Annotated in this window: 17 protein-coding genes; 8 read left to right on the forward strand and 9 right to left on the reverse strand. The window is 69.6% G+C overall.

The features are described 5' to 3' along the window. Positions 1-33 precede the first annotated feature (33 nt). From KOI35_RS33230 to KOI35_RS33240, 3 genes are all read left to right on the forward strand, one after another. The gene (locus KOI35_RS33230) at positions 34-2,211 is read left to right on the forward strand and encodes an MMPL family transporter (protein ID WP_215792648.1); all 2,178 of its coding nucleotides are present in this window, start codon (positions 34-36) and stop codon (positions 2,209-2,211) included. 163 nt (positions 2,212-2,374) lie between these two features. Next, positions 2,375-7,129: a PDDEXK-like endonuclease domain-containing protein gene (locus tag KOI35_RS33235; RefSeq protein ID WP_308121273.1), complete on the forward strand. Its 4,755-nt coding sequence runs from the start codon at positions 2,375-2,377 to the stop codon at positions 7,127-7,129. A 177-nt stretch (positions 7,130-7,306) separates the two neighbouring features. Then, a complete protein-coding gene (locus KOI35_RS33240) occupies positions 7,307-8,044 on the forward strand; it encodes an ATP-binding protein (RefSeq protein WP_215792650.1) in 738 nt (245 codons plus the stop codon). Positions 8,045-8,060: 16 nt separating this feature from the next. Here KOI35_RS33240 and KOI35_RS33245 read toward each other — a convergent pair whose 3' ends face one another. After that, a complete protein-coding gene (locus KOI35_RS33245) occupies positions 8,061-9,470 on the reverse strand; it encodes an NAD(P)/FAD-dependent oxidoreductase (protein ID WP_215792651.1) in 1,410 nt (469 codons plus the stop codon). Between the two features lie 480 nt (positions 9,471-9,950). On the opposite strand from KOI35_RS33245, the gene KOI35_RS33250 reads away from it, so the two are divergent. Genes KOI35_RS33250 through KOI35_RS33260 form a run of 3 tightly spaced genes read left to right on the forward strand, consistent with a single transcriptional unit; the run spans position 9,951 to position 12,845 of the window. Continuing rightward, positions 9,951-11,000 carry a ParA family protein gene (locus KOI35_RS33250; protein ID WP_215792652.1) on the forward strand — a complete coding sequence of 350 codons (1,050 nt, stop codon included), beginning with the start codon at positions 9,951-9,953 and terminating at the stop codon, positions 10,998-11,000. Next, positions 10,997-11,473, forward strand: coding sequence for a hypothetical protein (locus KOI35_RS33255; RefSeq protein WP_215792653.1), 477 nt, complete (start codon positions 10,997-10,999; stop codon positions 11,471-11,473). Before KOI35_RS33250 ends, KOI35_RS33255 begins: the two co-directional genes overlap by 4 nt. A 28-nt stretch (positions 11,474-11,501) precedes the next feature. Further along, positions 11,502-12,845, forward strand: a complete 1,344-nt coding sequence (locus KOI35_RS33260; RefSeq protein ID WP_215792654.1) for a restriction system modified-DNA reader domain-containing protein — start codon at positions 11,502-11,504, stop codon at positions 12,843-12,845. Positions 12,846-12,915: 70 nt separating this feature from the next. On the opposite strand, the gene KOI35_RS33265 is transcribed toward KOI35_RS33260, so the two are convergent. From KOI35_RS33265 to KOI35_RS33285, 5 genes are all read right to left on the reverse strand, one after another. After that, a complete protein-coding gene (locus KOI35_RS33265; RefSeq protein ID WP_215792655.1) occupies positions 12,916-14,019 on the reverse strand; it encodes a glycoside hydrolase family 53 protein in 1,104 nt (367 codons plus the stop codon). A gap of 92 nt (positions 14,020-14,111) precedes the next feature. Beyond that, positions 14,112-15,146, reverse strand: a complete 1,035-nt coding sequence (locus KOI35_RS33270) for a LacI family DNA-binding transcriptional regulator (protein WP_308121253.1) — start codon at positions 15,144-15,146, stop codon at positions 14,112-14,114. Between the two features lie 103 nt (positions 15,147-15,249). Next, entirely contained in the window at positions 15,250-16,137 is an 888-nt protein-coding gene (locus KOI35_RS33275; protein WP_215792657.1) for a carbohydrate ABC transporter permease, read from the reverse strand. Between the two features lie 3 nt (positions 16,138-16,140). Next, on the reverse strand, positions 16,141-17,037 hold the full coding sequence (locus tag KOI35_RS33280) for a carbohydrate ABC transporter permease (protein WP_215792658.1): 897 nt from the start codon (positions 17,035-17,037) through the stop codon (positions 16,141-16,143). Next, the gene (locus KOI35_RS33285) at positions 17,034-18,335 is read right to left on the reverse strand and encodes an ABC transporter substrate-binding protein (RefSeq protein WP_215792659.1); all 1,302 of its coding nucleotides are present in this window, start codon (positions 18,333-18,335) and stop codon (positions 17,034-17,036) included. Before KOI35_RS33285 ends, KOI35_RS33280 begins: the two co-directional genes overlap by 4 nt. 169 nt (positions 18,336-18,504) lie before the next feature. Here KOI35_RS33285 and galT point away from each other — a divergent pair, with 169 nt between their 5' ends. After that, positions 18,505-22,020 (forward strand): galactose-1-phosphate uridylyltransferase, encoded by a 3,516-nt coding sequence (gene galT, locus KOI35_RS49105; protein ID WP_308121254.1) that lies wholly within the window; start codon positions 18,505-18,507, stop codon positions 22,018-22,020. Here galT and KOI35_RS49110 read toward each other — a convergent pair. From KOI35_RS49110 to KOI35_RS33305, 3 genes are all read right to left on the reverse strand, one after another. Continuing rightward, a complete protein-coding gene (locus tag KOI35_RS49110; protein WP_215792660.1) occupies positions 21,943-23,739 on the reverse strand; it encodes an NAD-binding protein in 1,797 nt (598 codons plus the stop codon). The two genes, galT and KOI35_RS49110, sit on opposite strands and share 78 nt — an antisense overlap. Before the next feature lie 116 nt (positions 23,740-23,855). Then, positions 23,856-24,530 carry a GGDEF domain-containing protein gene (locus KOI35_RS33300; protein WP_215792661.1) on the reverse strand — a complete coding sequence of 225 codons (675 nt, stop codon included), beginning with the start codon at positions 24,528-24,530 and terminating at the stop codon, positions 23,856-23,858. Next, entirely contained in the window at positions 24,506-25,321 is an 816-nt protein-coding gene (locus KOI35_RS33305) for a hypothetical protein (RefSeq protein ID WP_215792662.1), read from the reverse strand. The genes KOI35_RS33300 and KOI35_RS33305 overlap by 25 nt, the downstream gene beginning before the upstream one ends. A gap of 49 nt (positions 25,322-25,370) precedes the next feature. On the opposite strand from KOI35_RS33305, the gene KOI35_RS33310 reads away from it, so the two are divergent. Then, positions 25,371-25,820 (forward strand): nitroreductase/quinone reductase family protein, encoded by a 450-nt coding sequence (locus KOI35_RS33310; RefSeq protein WP_215792663.1) that lies wholly within the window; start codon positions 25,371-25,373, stop codon positions 25,818-25,820. Positions 25,821-25,823: the final 3 nt, after the last annotated feature.

A 25,823-nucleotide genomic window follows, 5' to 3' on the forward strand; every position in this document is an offset into this window, starting at 1 on the left:
AGGCACGGCCCCTCCAAGCAAGGGAACACGCACATGGCCACGTTGTTGCATCGCCTAGGACTGGGCGCCGTACGCCATAAGGCCATCGTCATGGTCGCCTGGCTGGTGGCCCTGATCGCGCTCGGCGCCGGCGCCGCCACGCTGTCCGGCACCATGGTCAACACCTTCTCGATTCCGGGGCAGGAGTCGACCACCGCGCTCGACCTGATGGAGAAGCGCTTCGGTGGCACGTCGACCGGCGCCACGGCCCAGGTCGTGATGGAGGCGCCGAACGGCAAGATCACCGACCAGGCCGCCGCCGGGCAGGTCGCCCAGGTCGTGGCCAAGCTGCAGAAGCTGCCCGGCGTGGTCGCGGCCTCCGACCCGTTCGACGCGCAGGCCCCGACCGTGTCGCAGGACCAGACTGCCGCGTACAGCACGGTCACCTACGGCGTCACGGCCGAGCAGATCACCGCCGAGGAACGTGACGCTCTCACCGCCGTCGTCGACCAGTCGCGAAACCAGGACCTGACCGTCGAGGCGCGCGGCGAGGCGACCCAGGAGTCGGGCGCCGACATCGGTGGTGCCGGCGAGATCATCGGTGTCGTGGTGGCGCTGGTCGTGCTCGCGGTGACCTACGGCGGGCTCGTCCTGGCCGGCATGAACCTGCTGACCGCCCTGATCGGCGTGGCCATCGGCGCGCTCGGCATCACCACGCTCAGCGGCTTCACCGAGTTGCAGGCGACCACCCCGATCCTCGCGATCATGCTGGGCCTGGCCGTCGGCATCGACTACGCGCTGTTCATTGTCACCCGGTTCCGCCAGGAACTGCGTCGCGGCCTGCCGGTGCCCGAGGCGGTCGCGCTCTCGGTCGGCACGGCCGGCTCCGCCGTCGTGACGGCCGGCCTGACCGTCGTGATCGCGCTGGCCGGGCTGTCCGTGGCCGGCATCCCGTTCCTGACCGAGATGGGCCTGGCCGCCGCGGCCACCATCGTCGTCGCCGTGCTGGTCGCGATCACGCTCGTGCCCGCTTTCCTGGGCGCCATCGGCAAGCGGGCGCTCCCCAAGGCCGCACGGCAAGATCCAACGGCTTTCCCCGTACGGGATAAAGGCTTCTATCGCGGGTGGGCGCACCTCGTGACCCACCAGCGGGTGCTCAGCCTCGTTGTCGCGGTAGCCGCGCTGGCCGTGATCGCCATCCCGTTCTTCTCGATGCAGACCACGCTGATCCAGCGGGCGGCCGAGGGCAGCAGCGCCGACCGGGCCGACCGGATCATCTCCGAGCGGTTCGGACCCGGGTTCGCCGGTCCGCTGCTGGTGCTGGTCGACGGGTCGGGTGCGGGTCAGTATGCGACGTCCGTACGGGAAAAGATCTCGTCTCTGCCGGACGTCGCCTATGTGGCCGAGCCGCAGCCGAGCCCGGCCGGGGACGCCGCCCTGATCACGATCATCCCGAAGTCGGGGCCGGAGGACACCGCGACGATCGACCTCGTGCACTCGATCCGCGACGACGTCGCCGACGGGCCGAACGCCCGGGTCTACGTGACCGGGCAGACCGCGGTCAGCATCGACGTGTCGCAGAAGCTGGACGACGCGCTGCCGGTCTATCTGATCCTGGTCGTCGGGCTGGCCTTCGTGCTGCTCGTGCTGGTGTTCCGCTCGCTGCTGGTGCCGGTCGTCGGCGTGCTCGGCTTCCTGCTCACGATCGGTGCCGCGCTCGGGGCCACCACCGCCGTCTTCCAGTGGGGCTGGCTGGCGAGCGTGGTCAACGCCCAGACGACCGGACCGCTGCTCAGCCTGGCGCCGATCATCATCGTCGGCATCCTGTTCGGGCTGGCCATGGACTACCAGGTGTTCCTCGTCTCGCGGATGCACGAGGCGTACGCCCACGGTGCCTCGCCGCGCGACGCCGTGGTCACCGGTTTCCGGCAGGCGGCCCCGGTGGTCGTGGCGGCGGCGACGATCATGTTCGCGGTGTTCGCCGGCTTCGTGCCGGAGGGCAACGACACGATCAAGCCGATCGCGTTCGCGCTGGCCATCGGCATCCTGTTCGACGCGCTGGTGATCCGGATGGTCGCCGTGCCGGCCGCGATCGCGCTGCTCGGCCGCTCGGCCTGGTGGCTGCCGCGCTGGCTGGGCTGGCTGCCGGCCGTCGACGTGGAGGGCGCGGCCCTCGAGCGGCACGTCCCGGACGACGCCCGCGACATCGAGGAGCACGCGCACGCCGCCTGAGCACCTCGACGGCGGTCCCGGGAGGCTCCGGGGCCGTCGTCTAAGCGCCTGGGAACGCCTTTTGCCGTAAATATCCGCTAGCAGGTCGGCGAATCCCCCACGTAACGGGCGTCCGGCTTGCTGAAATTGGAGGATGTGGCCGGAACATGAAGCGGATTTGAGTGTGCTGCCAGGCGCCGACGTCAGGTCGGCCCTGGAGACGTGGCGTTCCGGCCTGGTCGACCTGACCGGCACCAACCCCCTGCTCAACTTCGCCCGGGTGCCCTCGGGCTCGGTCGAGATCACCGGTCCGTCGCCCAAGCTCATCGTGAAGGTGCTGCAGGAGGGCGGCGGCTACGCCTTCCACACCGACGACCCCGAGGCCGGCGGGCACGTGCTGCGCACCGAGCTGGCCGAGGAGCAGCTGGGCGCCCTGCTGCACCACTTCTGGCGGCGCTCCCGGCAGGAGATGCTCGACCGGGGCGTCTCGCCGCTCTACCTCGGCCTGGGCATGCTGCACTGGTCGGACGACGACGGTTCCCCGTACGAAAGCCCGATCCTGCTGATCCCGGTCGAGATCGACCCGGCCGGTCCGCGCCTGATCGCCCGCCCCGAGGACCCGATCGTCAACCCCGCCCTGGTCGTCCGGATGGGCGAGCTCGACATCGACATCCCCGAGATCAACTCGCTGGCCGAGCTGGACGTCACCGTGCTCTGGGCCAAGGTCGACGTGGCCATCGGTGAGCGGCGCGGCTGGTACGCCGACGAGACGGTCACCCTGAGCTGCCTCAGCGTGCACCGCGAGGCGATGTACTACGACCTGTTCGAGAACGAGCCGCACATCGTCGAGCACCCGGTCGTCCGCGCGCTGGCCACCCACGACGCCGACCGGGCGTTCGCGTTCGAGCCCACCCCGGTCGAGCGGATCGACGTGGTCGCGCCGCCCGAGGACGTGCCGCTGATCCTGGACGCCGACGCGACCCAGCGGGTGGCCGTGGCCGCCGCCGTGGCCGGGCGCAGCTTCGTGCTCGACGGGGCGCCCGGCACCGGCAAGTCCCAGACGATCGCCAACATCGTCGGCGGGCTGCTGCACGCGGGCAAGCGGGTGCTGGTGGTCTCGGAGAAGGCGGCCGCGCTCGACACCGTGCAGCGCCGGCTCACCGATGCCGGGCTCGGCAACTACCTGCTCGCCCTGCACAGCGATCTGACCGGGCGGCGCGAGGTGGCCGGTGTGCTGGCCGCCGCGCTCGAGACCGACGCGGCGGCGCTGGCGACGATGGACCCGATCGACCGGCGCGCGGTGCGGGAACGGCGGGAGCGGCTCACCTCGTACGCGGAAAGCCTCAATCGCCTCCGTCAGCCGCTCGGCCGCAGCCTGTTCGAAGTGCTGGGCATCTGCGCCCGCCTGCTCGACGTGCCGGCCGCCCCGGTCGCGAGCGTGCAGCCGCACGACCTGACCGGCGAGTCGATCTATCGGATCCGGGACGCGGTGGCCCGGCTCGGGCGGGTGCGCAGCGAGACCTACCTGTGGCGCGACGCGATCGACCGCGAACCGCTGGACGCCCGCCTGCGCACCGCCATGACCGCGCTCGGCAAGCTGGCCGAGACCGTGATCGCCAACTCGCCCGTGGCCGACGCGTTCGACCTGCACGAACCCTCCGGCGCGGCCCGGCTGGCCGCCCTCTCGGCCCACGCCGGCAAGCGCCCGGTCAAGGTCGAGGAGGACTGGCTCACGGTCGACAGCATCCAGCCGGTGCAGAAGGCGGCCACCGACCTCACCCGCTCGCTGGCCGCGCTGCGCTACGGGGGCATCCCGTGGACCGAACTGCCGTCGGCCGACGAACTGGCGAACGTGCCCGACCTGTCGCACCTGATTCCCGAGGCGATCGACCTCAAGCCGCTCAACGCGGCCCAGGCCGACCACCTGGCCAACAAGTTCGCCGAGGAGGCCGACCGCCTGGAGAGCCGGCAGGAGAGCCTGGACCGGGTCACCGCCCGGCTCGGCCTGCCCAACGTGGTGACGTTCCCCGACTCGGCGCGCGTCATCACGATTGCCGACCTGATCAACCGGGAGCACAAGCCCGAGCCCGCCTGGTTCGAGACCGGCGGGATGGCCGCCGCGCACGTCGCGGTCCGGGCGCTGCGGCTCGCGATCGAACGCGTACGGGAAACCGAATCTCAGGCTCGTCAGCACTTCGACGAGGGCGTGCTGGAGGAGCCGATCACCGAGGTGGCCGACCGGCTGACCCGGAACCGGGGCCCGCGCAAGCTGCTGCGGCCCTATCGGCGCGACAAGAAGCTGGCCGCCGAGTCGGCCCTGCCCGACGTGAAGCCGGCCGAGGCCGTGGCCAACGTCGAGGACGCCGCCGCCTGGAAGAACGCGCTCGAGGAACTGGACGAGGCCGCGACCGAGCACGCCGAACTGCTGGGCCGGCACTGGAAGGGCATGAACACCGACTTCCACGCCGTGCAGGAGGCCCTGCACACGGCGGACGAGGTGATCCGCGAGGTGCCGGCCGACGCGCTGCCCGCGGTGACCGTGCACGTCTGCGCGCCCCGGCCCAACAGCGCGCTGCTGCGGATCGTCGGCGAGGCCCGCGACGAGTTCACCCGATTCCGCACCACGCTGCGCTCGGCACCCGCCCGCGCGCCGCGACCCGAACTGGGTGAGGGCGCGATCGCCGACGCGGTGACCTGGCTGCGCGCGCACATGACCCCGCTGCACGCGGCGGCCGAGATGATCCGGTCGTACAGCGTGCCCACCGGCCGCGACCTCACCCTGGCCGAGGCCATGGAGATCGCCGAGCAGCGGCAGGCGGCGACCGACGCCGAGGCGGCCATCTGGGCCGAGGCGGCCGCGCACTCGGCGGTGCTGGGCACGGTCTACCGCGGTACCAAGACCGACGACGAGGCGATGAACGAGGTCGTGGCGTGGACGGTGGCGGCCCGGCGGCTGATGACCGGCGAGGACGCCGCGATGACCCGCGAACAGGCCCACGCGCTGATGGAGGCACACCCGACCGACGGGCTGCCGGCCGCGGTGGCGGGCTGGGAGACGGCCCGTACGCAGGTGCTGGCCGCGTTCTCGGCCGACCGCCACGACGAACTGAACAAGCGGCTGGGCGACTACGACAACGCCCGCGACCTGCTGGTCGAGCTGCTGCACGACCCCGAGGGTCAGCACGAGTGGTTCCGGCACGAGGATGCCCGCCGGGTGCTGGTCGAACACGGGCTGGCCGAGGCGCTGGACTTCTGCGCCGAGGAGGAGACGGCCATCGACCAGGTGTGGCCGGTGCTGGAACGCGCCCTGTTCCGGGGCTGGGCCGACGCGGTGATCGAGGAGGACCCGGGCCTGCAGCCGGTGTCGGCCGAGGACCGTACCCACCTGGTCGAGGTCTACCGCCTGCTCGACCACGAGCTGACCTCGGCCGCGCTGGCCGACATCGTCTACGCCGTCGAGGCCCGGCGCCCGTCGGCCTCGGCCGCCGGCGAACCCGGCGTGATCCGGCGCGAGGGCAACAAGCAGTCCGGTCACCTGCCGGTGCAGGAACTGCTGGCCCAGGCCCGGCACGCCGTCCAGGGCCTCAAGCCGTGCCTGCTGATGAGCCCGCTCGCGGTGAGCCGCTACCTGCCGCCCGAGATGGAATTCGACATGGTCATCATCGACGAGGCGTCCCAGGTGACCACGGCCGACGCGATCAACTGCATCTACCGCGGCGACGCCCTGGTGGTCGCGGGCGACGACCGCCAGCTGCCCCCGACCAGCTACTACGACCGGGTCGAGGACGACGTCACCGACCACCCGTCCATCCTCGACCTGGCCCGCGAGACGTTCCCCGTGCTGCACCTGGGCTGGCACCACCGCAGCCGGCACGAGGCACTGTTCGCCTTCGCCAACCTGGCCTACTACCACGGGCGGCTGGTCGGGCTGACCCGCTGCTATCCGCAGGAACCCGGCCACGGCGTCGAGATGTTCCTGGTCGACGGCGTCTACCGGCGGCAGACGACCTCGGACAACCCGATCGAGGCGGACGCGGTGGCCGAGCGGGTGCTGCACCACTACGCCACCCGCCCCGGCAAGAGCCTCGGCGTGGTGACGCTCTCGGTGGCCCAGGCCGACGCGGTCGACGACGCGGTCCGGCACGCCCTCGCCGAGCGGCCCGACCTCGAGCACTTCCTGGACGACAACGACCGGCTCACCGGCTTCTTCTGCAAGAGCCTGGAGGCGGTGCAGGGCGACGTCCGCGACGTGATCATCATGTCGGTCGGCTACGGCTACGACGAGAACGACAAGATCAGCACGAACTTCGGCGCGATGAACCGGCCCGGCGGGTGGCGCCGGCTCAACGTGGCGATCACCCGGGCCCGGGAACGGGTCGAGGTGGTCTCGTCGATCCGCAGCGGGGATGTGCCCGACATGGGCAACGAGAGCGTGCGGCATCTCAAGGCGTTCCTCGAGTACGCCGAGCGTGCGGCCGCCACGCTGGGCCGTGACGCCTCCGATCGGGAGGACGCGTCGCCGTTCGAGGATGCTGTGCTGTCGTCGTTGCTGTCGTGGGGTTATCGCGTGCGGCGGCGGGTCGGGGCGGCCGGGCACTGGATCGATCTCGGCGTGCTGCACCCGGACTCTTCCTCGTCGGCGGACGTCTTCGCCATCGGTATCGAGTTCGACGGGCCCGACTACCAGGCGATCCCGTCCGCCCGCGACCGTGACCGGCTGCGCGACGAGGAGTTGAGCGCTCTGGGCTGGCACATGCATCGCATCTGGTCGGTGGCCTGGTATCAGAACCCGGCCGAGGAGCAGAACCGGCTGCGGGCCGCGATCGACCGGGCGCTGGCCGATCCGGTCGGGGTGGACCAGCTCACCACGCCGGAGTGGCCGCCCTACCGGGCCATCTCGGGCGAACTACTGCCACCGGAGACCAGCGACCTCCCTTAGCGTCTCTTTGCGCCGCTTCTCTTTTCTTTGCTGCCACTTTCGAGTTAAAAGCCGGTATTCGCGCATGGTGATCTCTTCCGTGGGTAGGCGTCGCCCTTCATGGAGACCTCTCGTTGGCCAGGCATGCGCGGACGCCATGCGATCGGCCGTACCCCTGCCCGCAGCGGCAGCGTGGCCGTGACAGCGGACATCGAAACCGCCGTCACCGTCGTCACCGTCCGCGGAATGTGGAGCCGCCCCCTGCGCGGCGACGCGTTCATAGCCGTCAAGAAGGCACTCGGCGAACACCCCACGGCCCTGATCGTCGACCTCTGCGAAGTGATCGACCCGCAGGCCACCAGTGCGTCGACCTGGCTGACCGTGTCCCGGGTCGGCTCCTCGATGGAACCGGCGGTCGGTGTCGCCGCCTGCCTGCCCCGCGGCGCCGCGCTGGCCGAACGACTCCGGCGGCTCGGCGCGAGGTACTTCCTGCCGATCTACGACGACCTGGCCCACGCCCGCTCGGTGGTGGCCGTCGGCGGCCCGCGCCCCGATCGCATGCGGATCGACCTGCAACCCCACCCGGACAGCCCCGCCCTGGCCCGCAACCTCGTCACCGAAGCCTGCGGAGCCTGGGGCATGCCGGCCGACGTGCTTTACCCGGCCCGGCTGGTCATGAGCGAACTGGCCGCCAACGCCATGGAACACGCGGCCACACCGTTCTCGGCCATGGTCGTGCGCCGCGGCGACGGCCTCCACCTGGTCGTCAGCGACTGTGAACCGCGCCTGCCCCAGCTCGTCGACCAGAGCGCCGGCGAGTTTCTTTACGTACGCGGGCAGGGGCTGCGCACCGTACAGGCGGCCTCGTCAGCCTGGGGCTCACTACCGACCCGGGACGGCAAGATGGTCTGGGCCACCGTCCGTCCCGGGTTCTAGTTCTTATTTTGAGCCGTCAGTTGCTGACGCTGACCTTTTCCGGCTGCGTCTCGTTCGACGCCGCCGCCGTGGCCGCGTCCGCCTCTTCGGCCTCGCGCACCCGCCGGAACGGGTCGCCGTAATCCTTCATGGCCCGCCGTGCAAATGCCTGCTGCTCGGTCGCCACCCGCTCGGACCGGCCCCGGCCGAGGAAACTGACCGCCCAGTGCAGCACCGTCGTGAACCTGTTCTTGAACCCGACCAGGTAGACCACGTGCACCGCCAGCCACATCACCCAGGCGAAGAACCCCGAAAGCCGCAGCTTGCCGACGCTGGCCACCGCAGAGAACCGCGAAATCGTGGCCATGCTGCCCTTGTCGAAATACTTGAACGGCTCCGGCGCCTCCTTGTGGCGCAGCCGGCGCTTGATCACATCGGCCGCGTACCGGCCGCCCTGGATGGCGACCTGCGCGACCCCCGGCAACGGATTACCGTCCGCACCCTTCAGGTGCATCATGTCGCCCAGCACGAAGATCTCGGGGTGACCCGGCACAGTCAGGTCCGGCTGCACCAGCACCCGGCCCGCGCGGTCGGTCTCGGCCCCCGCCGACTCGGCGATCTGCTTCGACAACGGCGGCGCCTGCACGCCCGCCGCCCACACCTTGGTCATCGACGGGATGCGCTGGTGACCACGCTCCGACTCGACCTCGATGCCGGTCAGGTCGACGTCGACCACCTTGGTGTTCAACTCGACCTCGACACCCATCAGGTGCAGCTGGCGCAACGCCCGGGTCGACAAGTGGTCGCCGAACGTGTTCAGCACCGCGCCCACGGCGTCGATCAGGATGATGCGGGCCTTGCTCGGGTCGATGTGCTTGTACTGCCCCACCAGGTTGCGGTGCGCCAGCTCGGCGATCTGACCGGCCATCTCGACCCCGGTCGGCCCGGCCCCGACCACCACGAAGGTCAGCCAGCGCTCCTGCGCCTCCGGATCGGTCTGCAGGTCGGCGATCTCGAACGCACCGAAGATCTTGGCCCGCAACTCGAGCGCGTCGTCGATGCTCTTCATGCCCGGCGCATAGTCGTTGAAGTGGTCATTCCCGAAATACGACTGCGACGCCCCCGCGGCGACGATCAGCGAGTCGTACTCAACGGTGTAGTCGATGCCCGGCCCGGCGACGTCGACAATCTTGCGCTCGGTGTCGACGCTGCGAGCCCAGCCCAGCTTGACGTCGACGTTGTCCTGGCCCTTGAGAACCTCACGGATGGGCGGGGCGATCTCGCCCTCGGACAGGACGCCGGTCGCCACCTGGTAGAGAAGGGGCTGGAACAGGTGGTAAGCCGTGCCGTTGATGAGCGTGATGTCGACGTTGGCGTTGCGGAGCGCCCGGATCGCGAACAGACCCCCGAAGCCGGCGCCGATGACTGCCACCCGATGCCGCTGCATTACCACTCCCTCGGTGCTCGGTGTCTCACTAAGTAGAGCACCCTGACCAGGCCGATTATGCCGTGAGTACCAACACTGTGGAGGCACCCCGAGGTGCCTCCAGGAGATCCTTTTTGCCCGGCCCGGCCGGGGGAAAACCCGGATTCCGTCATCATGCCCGAACCGTCGGCGCTACCGTGAGGGTTTGGGCAGGTAGACCGCCTCACATCTGCGCGCCCGCGCCCGGCTCGGCCGAGGACTCACGGCGGTGCTCGCCTCCATGGCGGGTCGATCCGGCTCCCGGCGGGTACCGGGATCCCGGTACCCGGAATCAACGCGCCGAAGATACCGAAATCATTGGCCGGACGTCCGGGATGGACCCGTACCGCATTTCGTGAAATGGTGCGAGGTCGGGTCTCTTGCAGGAAGAGATCGCACGTCCGTTCGAATTTCCTGATCAACGATGATGCCGGTGATCGAGCCCGGCGCCGATGATCTCGTGTGACGCTCGAGAAATCGCACGAAGGGTTGATGTCTCGTACGCGACAGCAATTTCAGGTCCCTGTTTCGACGGTTATCGTCACCGTGTCCGGCGTCGGCCACGAAGGGATCAGCATGAAGGTCATCGCTGTCATGAATTACAAGGGCGGCGTGGGTAAGACGACGCTGACGGCCAACCTCGGTGCCGAGATCGCCAATCGCGGGCACAAGGTTCTGCTCATCGACCTCGACCCGCAGGCGAATCTGACGTTCTCGTTCTACAGCGTGGCGCAGTGGCGTGAGGAGTTGCGCAAGGACACGACCATCATGCGCTGGTACGAAGGTGACTCGCCCGGCCGTGACGTCGGGCTGCACGAGCTGATCGTCTCGCCGCCGATCGTCAACGAGCAGTTGGACGGGACCGGCGGCAAGCTGGACCTGATCTCCTCGCACCTCAAGCTCATCGACATGGATCTCCGGCTCGCGGCTCGGCTGGGCGGCGGAACCACGCTCGGCGAGTCCAAGCGTAAGTTCCTGGAGCTGCACGGTTGCCTCGCCCGTGCGCTTCGGCACGAGTCCTTCCAGGAATACGATCTGGTCCTGATCGACTGCGCACCCAATTTCGGTCTCATCACCAAGACCGCAATCGTTGCGAGCGACCACGTCCTGGTCCCGGCCAAAGCTGACTACCTCTCCACCCTCGGCATCAGCTATCTGGACGGAAATTGTCATGATCTGGTGGCCGAGTACAACGACTATGTAACTCACGGTCAGCGCGACAACGTGAACGAGACGATCGAGACGCGTTTCCTGGGCGTGGTGTTCACTATGGTCAAGATTTACGCCGGGAAGCCTATTGCTACGCAGCAGTACTACATGGAGGACGTCCGCGTGAATGCCAATATGGATGTCCTGGGCGGCACCATGCGGGACAGTCCGAAATACTTCGGCGACGCCGGTGAAAGTGGGGTTCCAGCGGTCCTGCGCGCTCCGGTCACCGATGACGTCGTCGTCGAGTTCCGAAAGCTGGCGACGGAGATCCTCGACGGCATCGGCGGGAAGGCGCGATGAAGGATCTGCTTCTCCTCATCCGTATCCAGGCGCGAATCGCCACGTTCCTCGCCGACCTGACTCTCGACCGGCTCGTGGCACTCGCCGAGGGACGGGCTGCCCTGGTGGTTGCCGACGTCGCGGAAAACGGCCGGACTCCGGCTGCGCCCGTCGTGCCGCTACAGGAAGAGCCGCCGAACATCGCCCCGCCTGCGTCGCGGCGAACGCCGGTGGCCCGGCGGCCGACGGCCGATCGACTCTCGGCGGACACGTCATTCGATGCCGAGGCGGTGGCTGCGCGGCTCCGCGGATGCGAGACCTTGGATCAGGGCACCGCGCTGTTGAGCGAGCTGCACCTCAAGCTTGTCGACGTCAAAGCACTCGCCAAATACCTCAAGGTCCCGCAGACCGGCCGCAAGGACGACATCGTCAAGAAAATACTGACCATCGTTTTCGGCAGCCGCAGCAAACACGCTGCCCTGCAACAGGGGTAGGGATCGCATGGCGGACGAAGGTCGCTCCATGTACCTGCTCGGCGGGCGCCGGGTGCAGATTCGCGACCTGCTCGAGGCAGGGCTGCTGAAACCGGGCGCGAAGCTCCGGTTCCGGCGTCAGCGGGTCGGTACGACTCACCACGCCGAGATCACGGCGACCGGCCGGGTCCGGCTTCTGCCCGATGGTCAGGAGTTCCCCGCACCGTCGCGGGCCGCGGCGGTAGCGGCCGGGATGCGTGCGGTGGACGGCTGGCTCGCCTGGACCGTTGTCGAGATCGGGCGTCCGCTCGACGTGCTGCGGCAGGAACTGCTGGACCGGGCGGCGGCCAGCGCCACGACCAGCCAGGACGAGAGACTCGATCTCCGTGTGCACGAGCGCCTCCGAGAGGCTCGCAAGCGTGCGGAGGAGCATCACCCCGAGGAGTTCTCCGTGCGGGAACTGTTGTCCTTGTGGGGCGCCAAGGACCGTGGTGACCAGATCAGCCGGATCGAGGCCGACCTGGCCAACCACGGCCTGGTGACGTCACCCAGCTTTCGGAAGGTCACGCTGGACGCGACGGTGCGCCTGATCGTGTCGGTCGCCGACGCCCCGGAGACGCCGGCCGAACCCTCCGGTGCGGGCTCCGCGGCGGGCGAAGAAGGCGACGCCGATGCGGATCCCGTGGGTCTGACTGTCGGCAACCTCGCCTCGGCGCTCAGCGGTCTGAAGTTCGTAACCCCGAACGCCTCGTTCGACGAAGCACTCACCAAGATGCTGCTCAACGACTTCTCGCAGCTGGCGGTCCTGAACGGTCCACGAAATCTGCGGGGAGCGGTGACGTGGCGCTCGATCGCCCACGCACGGCATGCGAACGCGGACGCCACGCTGTCCGATGCCATCGAGCCGGACGTCGTCGCCGTTCGCTATGACAAAGAGCTGATCGATGTTCTTCCCGAGCTGCAGCGCACCGGCTTCGTGTTCGTCCGGGACCAGGAGAACGTCGTGGCCGGGATCGTGACGACGACCGACGTCGTGCAGGCGTACGGCGAGATGGCCATGCCGTTCTTCCAGATCGGTGAGCTCGACCGGAGCCTGCGGAAGGTGATAGCCCGCAACCTGGGACTGGACCAGGTTGCCGCCTTGTGCGGTCACCCGGTCCGGTCGTTCACGCAACTATCCATGGGCGACTACCAGCGGGTGCTCGACGACCCGGCCACCTGGTCGACGTTCGGCTGGCCGCTCGACCGGCCGGCGTTCATCGAGCGGCTGAACGAGATCCGGCAGATACGCAATGACGTCATGCACTTCAAGCCGGATCCGCCGCCACCGGACACGATCGACAAGCTTCGTAAGATCAACAGCCTGCTGCGCCACTACGGTGACTTGAGCTGACCTCGCCGCCGGACCTGCTCTACGGCCTGGTGGACACGGCCGTCGAGCAGGTCCTCAGAGGGGCAGCCGGTCAGGGCGTCCAGCGGATGTTCGGGTTGACGCGGCCGTTCCAGTCGAAGATGGCCATGTTGTCCCAGCCGTCGCCGGTGCCGTTGATGTTGGCCGGGTCCCAGCCGTTGCCCTTGATGGCGTACCAGGTGGGCTCCCAGTAGAAGACGCCTACCGCGCCCGCGTTGCGTGCCGTGTTCTGCACCCACGTGAACTGCTGGGCCTGGCCCGCGAACGTGGCCGGGATGTTGTCGCACAGCACGGTGCCGGGGATTGAGTTCTTCTCGCTGTCGGCGTCGGCTGTTGTGAACTGGTAGGCCGTCTCGGCGATGACCACCGGCTTGCCGTAGCGCGTACGGGCGTCGGCTATGACGTTGTAGAGGTTGGCCAGCGTGCCGTGCCACATGCAGTAGTAGGACAGCGCCGTCACGTCCCAGGGCACGCCCTGTGACTTGATTCCGTCGTAGAACCAGCGCATGTTGGCCATGCTGTCGGCGTCGGCCACGTGGACCCAGACCTGCGTGGCGCTGTTGCATGCCTTCACCGCGTTGTAGCCCTGCTTCAGCAGTGTGGCCAGGGGTGCGAAGTTGTTGCTCACCACCTGGCCCTTGGGCCACAGCATGCCTACGTTGATCTCGTTGCCGACCTGGATGCTGTCGGGTGTGGTGCCCTGTGACTTGAGGGCGGTGCAGACGTCGTACGTGTAGTTGTAGACGTCGGTGCCGAGCTGGCTGATCGAGTGGTTGGCCCAGGCCGCGGGGGTGTACTGCTTGCCGGGGTCGGCCCACGTGTCGGAGTAGTGGAAGTCGATCAGGAGTTTCAGGCCCTTGGCTTTGATCGCCTTGGCCTGCTGGAGCACTTTGGCCTTGTTGTTGTAGCCGCTGGCCGGGTTGTTCCAGATGCGCAGGCGGGCGTAGTTGACGCCGGCTGATTTGAGGATGTCGTACGGGTTGGCGGCGGCGCCGGAGGCGTTGTAGTACTTGCCTCCCAGGTCGAGGGTGCGCTGCAGCGAGGACACGTCGGCGCCGAGCATGGTCAGGGTGCCGGCGGCGTGTGCGGGGGTCGCGGCCGCTGCGAAAGCCAGGACGGTGGCGATCACGGCGGCGGCGAAGCGGGACGGTTTCATGGCGCTCCTTCGCGAACACGACAAGGGGGACCGGCGCCGGTGGGACGCCGGATTGGAGCCGTGGAGCGTGGTGCGATGCCCGAGGGGGAAGCTCAGGCCGGGGAGGACGCGCGCACGACCAGCGTCGTGGGCACGGTGATGGAGAGCGGGGTCCGGCCGGCGATCACGTCGGTGAGCAGGCGGACCATTTCCTCGCTGACCCGGTCGAGGGGATGGCGAACCGTGGTCAGCGGGGGTTCGGTGGTGGCGGCCAGGCCGGAGTCGTCGAAGCCGACCACCCGTACGTCGGTGGGGACCTCGCGGCCGGCGTCGCGCAGGACGCGGAGCGCGCCGGCCGCCATCGCGTCCGAGGCGGCGAACACGGCGTCCAGGTCGGGGGACTGTTCGAGCAGCGTGTGCATGGCGGCCGCGCCGGATTCGCGGCTCCAGTCGCCGTGGACGATCCGGGCCGGTTCGATGGTGAAACCGTGCGCGATCAGGGCGTCGTGGTAGCCCTGCAGGCGGTCGACGCCGCCGGCGGTGTCCTGCGGGCCGGTGATCGTGGCGATGCGGGTGCGGCCGGCCGCGATCAGGTGGTCGACGGCGGAGCGGCCGCCGTTGCGGTCGTCGGCCATCACCGAGCTGATGATCTGTTCGTAGCCGAGGACCCGGCCGCACGCGACGATCGGCACCTCGGCCCGGACGAGCTGGCTGAGCAGGGGATCGCCGGAGTGCGGGGAGACCAGCAGGACGCCGTCGACGTGGCCGCCGGAGAGATAGGCGACCGTGCGGCTGCGTTCCTCGGGGGTCGACGCGATCATCAGGATCAGGGTGAGCTCACGGTCGGACAGGGCCTGGGCCACGCCGCGGAGCAGGACCGAGAAGTTGGGGTCCTCGAAGAGCAGATGCTGGGGCTCGGTGAGCAGGAAGGCGATCGAGCCGGATCTGCCGGTGGCCAGGGAGCGGGCGTGGGGGTTGGCGGTGTATCCCGTACGCGTGATCGCGTCACGGACCGCAACGAGGGCCTCGGGGCTGACCCAGTCGCGGCCGTTGAGCACGCGGGAGACGGTGGCGTAGGAGACCCCGGCCTCGCGCGCGACGTCGCGGATGGTGGGCCGCTTACGCCCAGGTCCGGACGGGGTTGGCACGGTGGGGACTATAGACGTCATGCCGGGCCCCCGACGGCACGCGCCCCGAAAAGACGACACGCGGTCACGCCGGACCCCCGGCGGCGCACCCCGAGAAGAAGAGTCATGCCTTCACCGCGCCGGCACCGAGGTCGACCCGCCAATAGCGTTGCAGGGTCAGGAACAGCACGACCAGCGGGATGATCGACAGGAAGGCGCCGGTGACCACCGACGTGTACATGGCGGGCTGGGTGGCGCCCTGGTTGAGCAGGCCGCTCAGACCCACGGTGACCGGGAACAGTTTGTCGTCGCCGAGCATGATGAACGGCAGCATGTAGTTGTTCCAGATGGCCACGAACTGGAACAGGAACACCGTGACCAGCCCGGAGCGCATCATCGGCAGGGCCACCCGGGCGAAGGCCCGCCAGTCGGTCGCGCCGTCCATCCGGGCCGCTTCGAGCACCTCGTCGGGCACCGTCGCGGCGGCGAAGATCCGGCACAGATATATCCCGTACGGGGAAATGAAGCTCGGCAGAAGCACGGCCCAGTAGGTGTTGGTCATGCCCACCTTGGCCAGCAGCAGGTATTGCGGCACGGCCAGGATCACCGCGGGCATGAGCACGCCACCCAGCACCATGTTGAAGACCACCGACTTGCCGCGGAAGTCGTACTTGGCCAGGGCGAAGCCGGCCATCGCGCTGACCAGGGTCGACGCCGCCGCGCCGCCGCCCGCGAAGAGCGCCGAGTTGACCATCCAGCGCCAGTAGAGGCCGCCGCGGTATTCGGTCAGGTAGGCGATGTTGTCGAACAGGTGGGTGCTGGGCAGGAACGTGAACGTGTTGAACAGTTCGCTCGCACTCTTGGTCGACGCGATCACCACCCAGAGGACCGGGAGCAGGCAGTACGCGGCCCCGAGCAGCAGGAGCACGGTGGCGGTGGGGCTGGTGCGCCGCGGTGACCGGATGACAGCCGGCGCCGGTTTCACCGTGTCGGGAAGGACAGCAACAGCCATGACTCACCTCTCCTGACTGAACGCTCGCGAGCCGACGAGCTTGAGGAATCCGTACGAGATAAGGAATGTCGCCGCCGCGATGACCACCGATGTCGCCGCCGCGGAGTAGATGTCGTTGCGGACGAAAGCGTCGCGGTAGACTTTCATGAGCGGGGTCCACGTGGTCGAGATGGTGTTGCTGAGCGGCCGCAACGTCATCGGCTCGGCGAAGACCTGCAGGGTGGCGACGAGCGAGAACAGGAACGTCATCACCAGCGACGGCCCGATGATCGGGACCTTGATGCGCAGCGCGATCTGGATGTCCGAGGCGCCGTCGATGCGGGCCGCCTCGAACAGGTCGGTCGGGATGGCCCGCAGCGCCGTGTAGAGCACGATCATGTTGAAGCCGGTGCCGCCCCAGATCGCGATGTTGGCCACCGCGTAGAGCACCCAGCTCGAGCTGAGCGCGTCGGGAGCGGTGATCCCGACGGCGCCCAGCACGTCGACGATCGGGCTCACCCGGGGCAGGTAGAGGAAGCCCCACAGGAGTGAGGCGATCACGGCCGGGACGGCGTACGGGAGGAAGATCGAGGTCCGGGCGAAGGTGCCGACCCGGGTCCGTCCGGCGTCGAGCAGCAACGCCATGACCAGGGCCAGGCCGAGCATGACCGGGACCACGATCAGCCCGTACGCCCCCACGCGCACCACACTCGGCACGAACTCCGGATCGGTCAGCGAGCGGGCGTAGTTGCCGAGCCCGGCCCACACCTCGGTCCGGGCGCCCGCGCCGAGGCCGAGACCGCTGACCTTGACCCGGCGCAGGCTCAGGTAGCCGGCGTAGACGATGGGCGCGGCCAGGAACGCCGCGAACAACACCAATGCCGGGGCCAGGAAGGCGTATGGTGCGCGTCCGGTTCTCATCCGGCGACGGTGAATCCGGCGTTCTTCAGGTCACTGACGGTGGCCTGCTGGATGGTGTCGAGCGCGGCCCCGAAATCGGCCGCCTTCCTGCCCTCGGCGGCCTTGCCGAACGCGTCGTTGTACGAGCTGTACGCGACGTTGACGTTGGGCCCGTACGTGAACGGCTTGGTGATCTTCCCGGCCTCGGCGGCGATCGTGTAGAAGTCGGGCTGGTTGCTGAAGAACGCCGGCGGGGCGGTCAGCGCGACGCTGGTGGCGTCATTGGCGGCCGGGTAGACGTTGGCCGTACCGGCCAGGGCCTTGAGCGCGGCCGGGTCGGTGTTGAGCCACTTCACGAACTCGGCGGCCTGGGCCTTGTGCTTGGTCTGCGAGGTGACGCTGGTGGCCGAGCCACCCCAGTTGCCGTTGGCGGGCGCGTCCCAGTTGGGGAGCAGCGCGGCCTTCCACTTGCCCTTGGTCGAGGCGGCGTTTCCTTCGAGCACGCCCGGGCCCCACACCGCGCCGAGCCAGCCGACCTGGGTGCCGTCGTTGAGGGCGGCGTTCCACTCGGGCGTGTACATCGGCTTGTTGTCGATGACGCCCTCCTGGACGAGCCCGCCCCAGTAGCCGGCGACCTTCTTGGTGGTGGCGTCGTTGACGGCGACCGTCCACGACTCGCCCTGCACGCCCCACCAGCTGGCGCCCGCCTGCTGCGACAGGCCGGCGAACCAGCCGGGGTCGTTGGACGAGAACGTGCCGAGGTACTGCTTCGGGTTCTTCTGATGGATCGTGCGGGCCGCCGCCGCGTACTCGTCCCAGGTCTTCGGCACCTGCACGCCGGCCTTGTCGAAGATGTCGGAACGGTAGAAGAACATCATCGGGCCGGAGTCCTGCGGTACGCCGTAGAGGGCCTCGCCGCCGAGGGTGACCGCGTTCCAGGCCGATTCGGGGAACTTGGCTTTGAGGTCACCCGCCTCCTTGGCGATGTCGGCCACCGCGTCGGCCGCGACCAGGGTCGGGATCTTCTGGTACTCGGCCTGCATGACGTCGGGGGCGCCGCTGCCCGCCTTGATCGCGGTGAGCAGCTTGGCCACGGCCGGGTCTCCGCCGTCCTGCTTGTTGACGGTGACCTGGATGTTCGGGTGGGTGGCGTTCCAGCCCTCGACGACCTTGTCCATGTTCGGCGCCCAGCTCCAGTAGGTGAGCGCGACCTTCTCGTTCGGGTCGGCGGCCGGGCTGGTGTCGTTGTCGTCGCCGCTGCAGGCGGCGGTCGTCATCAGAAGCGCCGTGGCCAGCAACCCGGCGAATGTCTTTCTCATCGATACTCCTCGCTTGGCGGGAGAGACGTGCGTCACCCGATTGGGCCTGTGACCGGTTACAGTGGTGCGCGCTCCCACGATTGTCAAGGGCTTGCGTCCATCCCGTTAAGTCGTTGTATCGTGCGGGCTCACGAAGCTGTGACCGGTTACAGGTTTTCGAGGAGGCCCCGTGCTGTCAGTCGCGCATCGTCCGTGGTCCGAGCCGCCGCGCCGGCCCCGGATGAGCAACGACGAGGACGTACGACCGGGGGTGGCGCTGACCAGCCGCGCACTTGTTCGTCACGGCCGGCCGGTCATCCCGGTGTCGGGGGAGCTGCACTACAGCCGGGTGCCCCGGCACCGCTGGGCCGAGCGGCTGCGGCAGATGCGTGCGGGCGGCATCACGGTCGTCGCCAGCTATGTGTTCTGGCTGCACCACGTCGGCCGGCGTGGCGAGCCCCGCTTCGACGGCAACCTCGACCTGGCCGCGTTCCTCGACGAGGTGCGGGCGGCCGGGCTCGACATGGTGCTGCGCATCGGGCCCTGGTGCCACGGCGAGAGCCGGAACGGTGGCTTCCCCGACTGGGTGCAGGCGGCGCCGGTCGCGCATCGCACCGACGATCCGGCCTACCTCGAGCTGGTGTCGGAGTGGTTTGCTGTTCTGGCTTCTCGTATTCGGGGGGCTGAGCTGCTCGGGATCCAACTCGAGAACGAGCTCTACGACCAGCCGGGCCACCTGGTCACGCTGAAACGGCTGGCCCGGTCGGCCGGTCTCACCGCACCGCTGTGGACGGCGACCGCGTGGGGCGGCGCCGACCTGCCGGCCGGTGAGGTGCTGCCGCTGTACGGCGGGTACGGCGACGGGTTCTGGGTGGACGCGGGCGCGCCCTGGGACCCGACGTTCCGCGACCACTTCTTCTTCTCGCACGTCTGGGACGACCCGGGCATCGGTGCCGACCTGCGCCGGACGCCGGCGTCGGCGCATCCGGCCTCCCTCCCTCCTTTCTTCCCACCGGCCACCTGCGAACTCGGCGGCGGCATGGCGACCGCCTACCACCGTCGGCCCTGGCCGGCCGCGCTCGATGTGGCCACGATCGCCCACTGCAAGATCGGCAACGGGTCGGCCTGGCAGGGCTATTACATGTATGCCGGGGGCACCAACCCGCCGCACGCCCAGGAGTCCCACGCGACCGGCTATCCGAACGACATGCCGCCGCTGGGCTACGACTTCCACGCGCCGATCGGCGAGTCGGGCCTGCTCGCCGCCAGCCACGCCGAACTGCGGCGGCAGCACGCTTTTCTGGCCGCGTTCGGCGATCGTCTGGCCGAAATGCCGTCAACCCTTCCCGCCGTACGCCCCCACGGCGTCGACGACCGCACCACCATGCGCTACGCGCTCCGCAGCGACGGGGACAGCGGTTTCCTGTTCCTCGCCTGGCATCAGCCCCATTTCCCGCTGGCGACCTACCGAGGCGCCCAGTTCCAAGTGGTACTCGGTACCGACACGCCCGGCGACGCGTCGCCGGGTGCCGGTGCGGATGCAGGTGTCGGTGTCGGGTCGGGTGTCGGTGTTGGAGCGGTTGTCGGGGCGTCCGGCGAGGCGGTGCTGACCGTGCCGGCTGTGCCGGTGGACATTCCGGCGGGGACGATTGCTTGTTGGCCGCTGCGGCTGGCCGTGGGGAGTGGGCGGCTCGACTGGGCCACCGCCTCGGTGCTGACCGTGCTGCCGGGTGAGGTGCCGACGCTGGTGCTGGTCGCGGCCGAGGGCGTCGACGTGACTTACTCCGTCGGCGGTGTCGTTGCCGCCGCGACGCCTGGTCTCGTCCCGGTTCAGCTCGGAGCGTTCGACCTGCTGGTGCTTCCGGCGTCGGTGGCCGGTGCGATCTGGGTCGACGAGGACGGGCCGCGGCGGCGGTTGCTGCTCTCGGACGACGAACTGCGCTGGGGGGGCGACGGGCGGGTCAGCGTGCACTCGACCGGCGTGCCGGACGTGCGTGTCTATGAACCGGTGACCGGCGAATTCGTGGCACTGCGACTCGACGGCCGCGAGGTGGGCGGCGATGTTGGCGGCCTCGAAGTCGGTGGCACCGGGGGCAGTGGTTTCGAGGCGGCGGCCGACGTCGTTGCGGTGCGGGAGGCCGTGGGGACCGTGCCGGTTGCATACGGGAAATTCGATGGCCGGCAGTCCGCGCCCAGCCCGGAGACGTTCGACGAGCTGGCGGCGGTCTATCGGCTCACCGTGCCTGAGCGAGGGGGCGTCGACCTTGTTCTGCGCATCGACTGGGCCGGGGACGTCGGGCAGTTGCGGGTCGACGGGCGGGCGGTGACCGACCGCTTCTGGGACGGCTCGGCCTGGACGGTCAACCTGCGCGACGCGGGCTGGCTTCCGGGGGCCGAACTCACCCTGCATCTGCTGCCGCTGGCGGCTGGCTCGACCGTGTCGCTTCCGACCGGCGCTCGCGACCGGCTGCTGGCCGCCGATGGGCAGCAACTGCTCGCGCTCGATGCGGTGCGGGTGCTGGGAAGGGTGACGTGGCATGAGCTCGGGCACCGTGTGCGCAAGACGATGCGGTACATGGCCGACGGGCGCGAGATCATCTATTTCGACGACACCTCGCTGGAAGTGCCGCGGACGGCGATCGACCTCCGTGACCTGTCGCTGCCCGAGGCGCAGCCGGAGATGCGACTCGACCCACTCACGGGGGAGTGGATCGCGATCGCGGCCCATCGCAACGACCGGACCTATCAGCCCAGCGCCGATGCGGACCCGCTCGCGCCGACCGTTCCGGGCGGTGCGCCGACCGAGGTGGCCGAGGCCGCGTACGACGTCGTCGTGTTCGAGAACCGTTTCCCGGCCTTCTCGCCGCGGGCCGCGAACGCCGGCCGGGATGCGGCGCCGATGGGCGTGACTGGCGGTGGGGAGCTGGCGGCCTGGGCCACCGGGACGCTCGAGTTGATTGACGGGGACCCGATGTGGCCCGTGCGGCCGGCGTCGGGGCGTACGGAAGTGGTCTGTTTCTCGTCGGAGGCTGAGGGATCGTTCGGATCGTTGACGCCGTCGCGGGCGCGGACCGTCATCGACGCCTGGGCCGACCGCACGGCCGCGCTGGGACGGATGCCGGGCGTGGAGCACGTGTTCGTGTTCGAGAACCGGGGGCGCGAGATCGGGGTGACGCTGCCGCATCCGCACGGGCAGATCTACGCGTTCCCGTTCGTGCCGCCCAAGGTGCGGCGGATGCTGACTCGGGTCGCCTCGCATCCGAGGTTGTTCGCGGAGATTCTGGCGGCCGAGCGGCGGGCCGGAACCCGGATCGTGGCCTCGTCGGAGCATTGGACGGCGTATGTGCCGGCGGCGGCGCGCTGGCCGGTCGAGGTGCACATCGCGCCGCACCGCGACGTGGCCGATCTGCCGGGGCTCACCGACGACGAGCGCGACGACCTGGCCGTGCTCTATCTCGACGTGCTGGGACGGCTCGATCGCTACTACGAGGGGCCGGAACCTCTGCCGTACATCTCAGGCGTCTTTCAGGCTCCCGTACGGGAAGGAAGGGATCTTTTCCGGCTGCATCTGCAGGTGTTCTCGGTGCTTCGGGCGCCCGGCAAGCTCAAGTATCTGGCCGGGGTCGAGTCAGCCATGGGGTCGTGGATCAGCGACACGACGCCGGAGCGGGTGGCCGAGCGGCTGCGTGCGGTCGTCGCGGCGTAGGACCTGGAGGAGTTCCTCGTACGGGCCGATCAGGTAGGCCTTGTCGCCGGCGCTGAAGCGGGTGTTGCGGCGTGGCGGGTGCTCGAGTTCGCCCTCGGCACGGCTGATCGCGACCACCCGCGTACGGGCGGAAAGGTCTTGCATGGCCAAGCCGTCGAGGCCGCCGCCGGGGGCCACGGTGAGGCGGCCGACCAGCATGAGTTGCGAGCTGACGTAGAACGTGGCGATCACGTCGAGACCGAGCGCCGCGCCGACGAACCAGGGTGCGGCCAGGGCGGCCGTCGAGCGGGCCAGGCCGAGGTTGAAGTTGCGCTCGACCGTCGCCGCCAGTGTGCGGTCGAACAGGCGCAGCACCACCGGCACGTCGCTGGCCCGTTCGCCGAGCTGGTCGCGGATGGCCAGGCCGGTCTCCAGGTTGACCAGGTCGTCGCTGGTCAGCACGGCGACCGCCCGGGCCTCGGCCAGCTGCACCCGGTCGAGGGTGCGGGGCAGGGTGGCGTCCGCGAAGATCACCGGGATGCCCAGGTCGCGCACCTGGTCGGCGTACCGGCAGCTCTCGTCGTGCTCGATGACGACCACATCGAGGCCGGCGCCGTGCAGCCGCTCGACCACCCGGACACCGACCGAGCCGAGCCCGGCCACCACGACGTGCCCGGTCAGCTGGGTCAGCCGGCGGCGGCCCATCGCCTCCTGCAGACGGATGCTGACCAGGGTGTTGGTGAGCAGGGCGTAGAAGCTGGTGGCGAGCAGGACACCCAGGATCATCAGCGCGATCGCGAAGCCGCGCAGCCACGAGGGCTGGTCGCGGAAGTAGAAGTCGCCGAAGCCGACGGTGCCGATGGTCTCGACCGCGAAGTAGCCCGCGTCGAGCAGGGTCATCCGGGTGCCGTCGGGTTCGCGGTAGCCGAGGCGCAGCACCACCATGGCGGTGACGAGCAGGAAGAACAGGGCGCCGAGGGCGTACGCGAGACGGCGGTCGACGGCCGTCAGCACGGTCTGCGCCACGTGCAGTTTGCGGCGCAGCCAGTTCGGCCGGGCCGACGCCGCCACCGTGGTGTCGCTGTTCAGGCCCGCGTCCTCGAGCTCGGGCGCGGTGCCGAGCAGGGTGACCACGTCGCCCGGGCGTACGACGTGGTCGCGGCCGGGGCATACCTCGATCTCGAGGCCGTCCGCGCTGGTGACGGCGAGCGGGGCCAGCGCGCCGTAGCGGGAACGCAGCGGGCCGGTGAAGTCGGCGACGGTCTGGGCGGCGACGAACCGGGTGCCGTCCAGGTCGAGTTCGTGGGTGCCGGTGCGCAGGCAGGCCTCGACCAGCGACGGCGTGGACAGGCCGGCCACGTCGAGCACCGAGATCGACAGCGCCGACAGGGCCCGGCCGACCGCGGCGTTGCGCAGCTGCACGACGATCCGGATGTCGGGCCGGTTCTCGCGGGTGAGCAGGGCGGCCTCGATGGTGTGCAGGTCGTCGCCGAGCACGCAGATGACCGCCACCGCCCCGGGCAGACCGGCCTCGCCCAGCGTCTCGACCAGCCGGGGACTCCCGACCACGACCGGGACACCCCAGCCGCGGACGACCCGGACGAGCCGGGCGTCGGCGTCGTCCTCGACCACCACGATGCGGACGCCGGCCAGGTGCAGCTGCTCGACCGTCCGCAGGCCGACGTCGTCGAGCCCGCAGACGATGATGTGCCCCCGCCAGCCGGCGCAGCTGCCCTCCACCTTCGCAGGCTAGCGAGGTTTCGTTACGGCTAGCGGCGTGTTCGGGCAGCTGGGTGCCGACGGGAGCCCGCGCCGGCACCCAGCCCAGGCAATGTCCCACCGGATATGCATCAACGTCAATACGTTGAGTGTGCAGGTTTGTTGCAGCCGCAGGTCGGGCAGCCCTCGTCGGCCGCCCGGCCGTCCCGCTTGCGGGCGTACATGGCCAGGTCGGCCCGGTGCAGCAGCTCGTCGAGGTCGAGGGAGCCGGGCTCGCTGACCGCGACGCCGATGCTGGCCGACGCGCTCACCGGACGGTTGCCGATGACGAACGGGCCCGCGATCGCCTCGTCCAGCCGCTGCGCCACGGCGAGCGCGCCCGCCTCGTCCGAGACCGAGCGCACGATCACCGCGAACTCGTCGCCGCCGAGCCGGCCGACCAGGTCGTCGTGGCGCACGGTCCGGCGCATGGCGTGGGCCACGGCGATCAGCAGGTCGTCGCCCGCCTGGTGGCCCAGGGTGTCGTTGACCTGTTTGAAGCCGTTCAGGTCGAGCAGCAGCACGGCCAGGCTCTGCCCGCCGCGCGCGGCCCGGCGCAGCGAGCGGGCCAGTTCGTCGTGCAGGCGGGCCCGGTTGGCCAGCCCGGTCAGAGCGTCCGTCTCGGCCGCTTCGGTGATCTCGGTCTGGGCCAGCGCCTGGCGCAGCACGACCAGCGTGGTGATGCCGATGCCGCCGAGCACCAGGCCGTCCCACGGGAAGGCGTCCTTTTCCCGTACGGCCGCGATGGTCAGCAGGAGATAGCCGACGGCCACCCCGACGTACGGGAGTTTCCCCGCCGCCCCTCGTCGCAGCGTGTCGGTTCCCGGGGCGGGTGCGCGGCCTGGCGCCACAGTTCGATCGCCCCGCAGGCGAGCAGGAAGTGCGTGGTGAGCCAGCACAGGAACGCGAACGTCGAGCGCTGGACGACGGCGACGTGCGCCTGCTGGTAGCCGAGGTAGATGTCGCCGGTGAACAGGGCCAGCACCGAGGCGCCGAGCATGGCGAGCGTGCGGCGGCCGATCTGCCGGGTGCCGCGCAGCAGCACGCGGGCGAAGCCGAACAGCACGAGCAGGTCGACCACCGGATAGCAGGCGGCGGCCAGGATGAGCGGCCACGACCGGTGGTGACGCTCCAGCGCGGGCCCGATCACGAAGTACCAGAGCGCCATCGAGGCACCGGCGGCCACGATGCCCGCGTCGAGCAGGGTCTTGAGGCGCTCGCGGGTGGTGGCCGCCCGTACCGGCAGCAGCATCAGCGCCACGAACAGGACGATCGTGATGATCAGGTGCAGGGCGTCGCCGATCTGCGGGAACGCCCTGGTGCCGGTAGCGATGAAGGTCAGCGTGATGACGAGGGTCAGCACGAGCGCGGCGACCAGCACCCGGGCGAAGCGGCGGGTCGGCCCGTCGAGCCCGGGGTGCCGGCAGGCGCGGACGCCGAAGAAGACCATGACGAGGTCGAACCAGAGCATGGCCGGACCGGCGAAGGCCTCGGCGTTCCCGAAGGCGGCGATCGCCGCTACTGCCGCGGCGTAGATCGCGTACTGGGCGATCAGCACATCCATCCCATCGGCGGGCCGTGTGCGCTTGTGAGCGCTGGCTACCGTCGATGGCATGGCCGAGGTCAGGGTGCCGCCGCGCTGGGTCGTCCGCGCGGCGTGGTCGACTCATCGCGCGATCTACAAGATTTCCGGCGGTCGTCTGGGGCTCGGGCGGCCCCGGGCGGCGAAATACGGCACGCTTCGGCTGACCACGGTAGGGCGGCGCAGCGGGCAGCCCCGGTCGGTGCTCCTGGCCTACTACGAGGACGGGCCCGACCTGGTGCTGATGTCGATGAACGGCTGGGGCGAGGGGCACCCGGCGTGGTGGCTCAACCTGCGGGACCAACCCGACGCGACGGTCGAACTGGGCGGCGACCGCCGGCCGGTGCGGGCCCGGGCGGCCTCGGGCGAGGAACGGGCGAGGCTCTGGGACGGCTGGAAGACGTACGACAAGAAGCTTGACGCGTACGCCGCCCTGCGCACCACAGAAGCAGTGGTGGTCGTCCTGGAACCTCGCCCGTGACGC

It is taken from the genome of Paractinoplanes bogorensis (assembly GCF_018829635.1).
Classification (GTDB): Bacteria; Actinomycetota; Actinomycetes; order Mycobacteriales; family Micromonosporaceae; genus Actinoplanes; species Actinoplanes bogorensis.

Excerpts from the sequence above, each read along its gene's own strand:
- KOI35_RS33265 (WP_215792655.1), bottom strand. The coding sequence starts at position 14,019 with ATGAAACCGTCCCGCTTCGCCGCCGCCGTGATCGCCACCGTCCTGGCT.
- KOI35_RS33255 (WP_215792653.1), top strand. The coding sequence starts at position 10,997 with ATGAAGGATCTGCTTCTCCTCATCCGTATCCAGGCGCGAATCGCCACG.
- KOI35_RS33260 (WP_215792654.1), top strand. The coding sequence starts at position 11,502 with ATGTACCTGCTCGGCGGGCGCCGGGTGCAGATTCGCGACCTGCTCGAG.
- KOI35_RS33245 (WP_215792651.1), bottom strand. The coding sequence starts at position 9,470 with ATGCAGCGGCATCGGGTGGCAGTCATCGGCGCCGGCTTCGGGGGTCTG.
- KOI35_RS33305 (WP_215792662.1), bottom strand. The coding sequence starts at position 25,321 with ATGGATGTGCTGATCGCCCAGTACGCGATCTACGCCGCGGCAGTAGCG.
- KOI35_RS33275 (WP_215792657.1), bottom strand. The coding sequence starts at position 16,137 with ATGGCTGTTGCTGTCCTTCCCGACACGGTGAAACCGGCGCCGGCTGTC.
- KOI35_RS33230 (WP_215792648.1), top strand. The coding sequence starts at position 34 with ATGGCCACGTTGTTGCATCGCCTAGGACTGGGCGCCGTACGCCATAAG.
- KOI35_RS33310 (WP_215792663.1), top strand. The coding sequence starts at position 25,371 with ATGGCCGAGGTCAGGGTGCCGCCGCGCTGGGTCGTCCGCGCGGCGTGG.
- KOI35_RS33280 (WP_215792658.1), bottom strand. The coding sequence starts at position 17,037 with ATGAGAACCGGACGCGCACCATACGCCTTCCTGGCCCCGGCATTGGTG.
- KOI35_RS33285 (WP_215792659.1), bottom strand. The coding sequence starts at position 18,335 with ATGAGAAAGACATTCGCCGGGTTGCTGGCCACGGCGCTTCTGATGACG.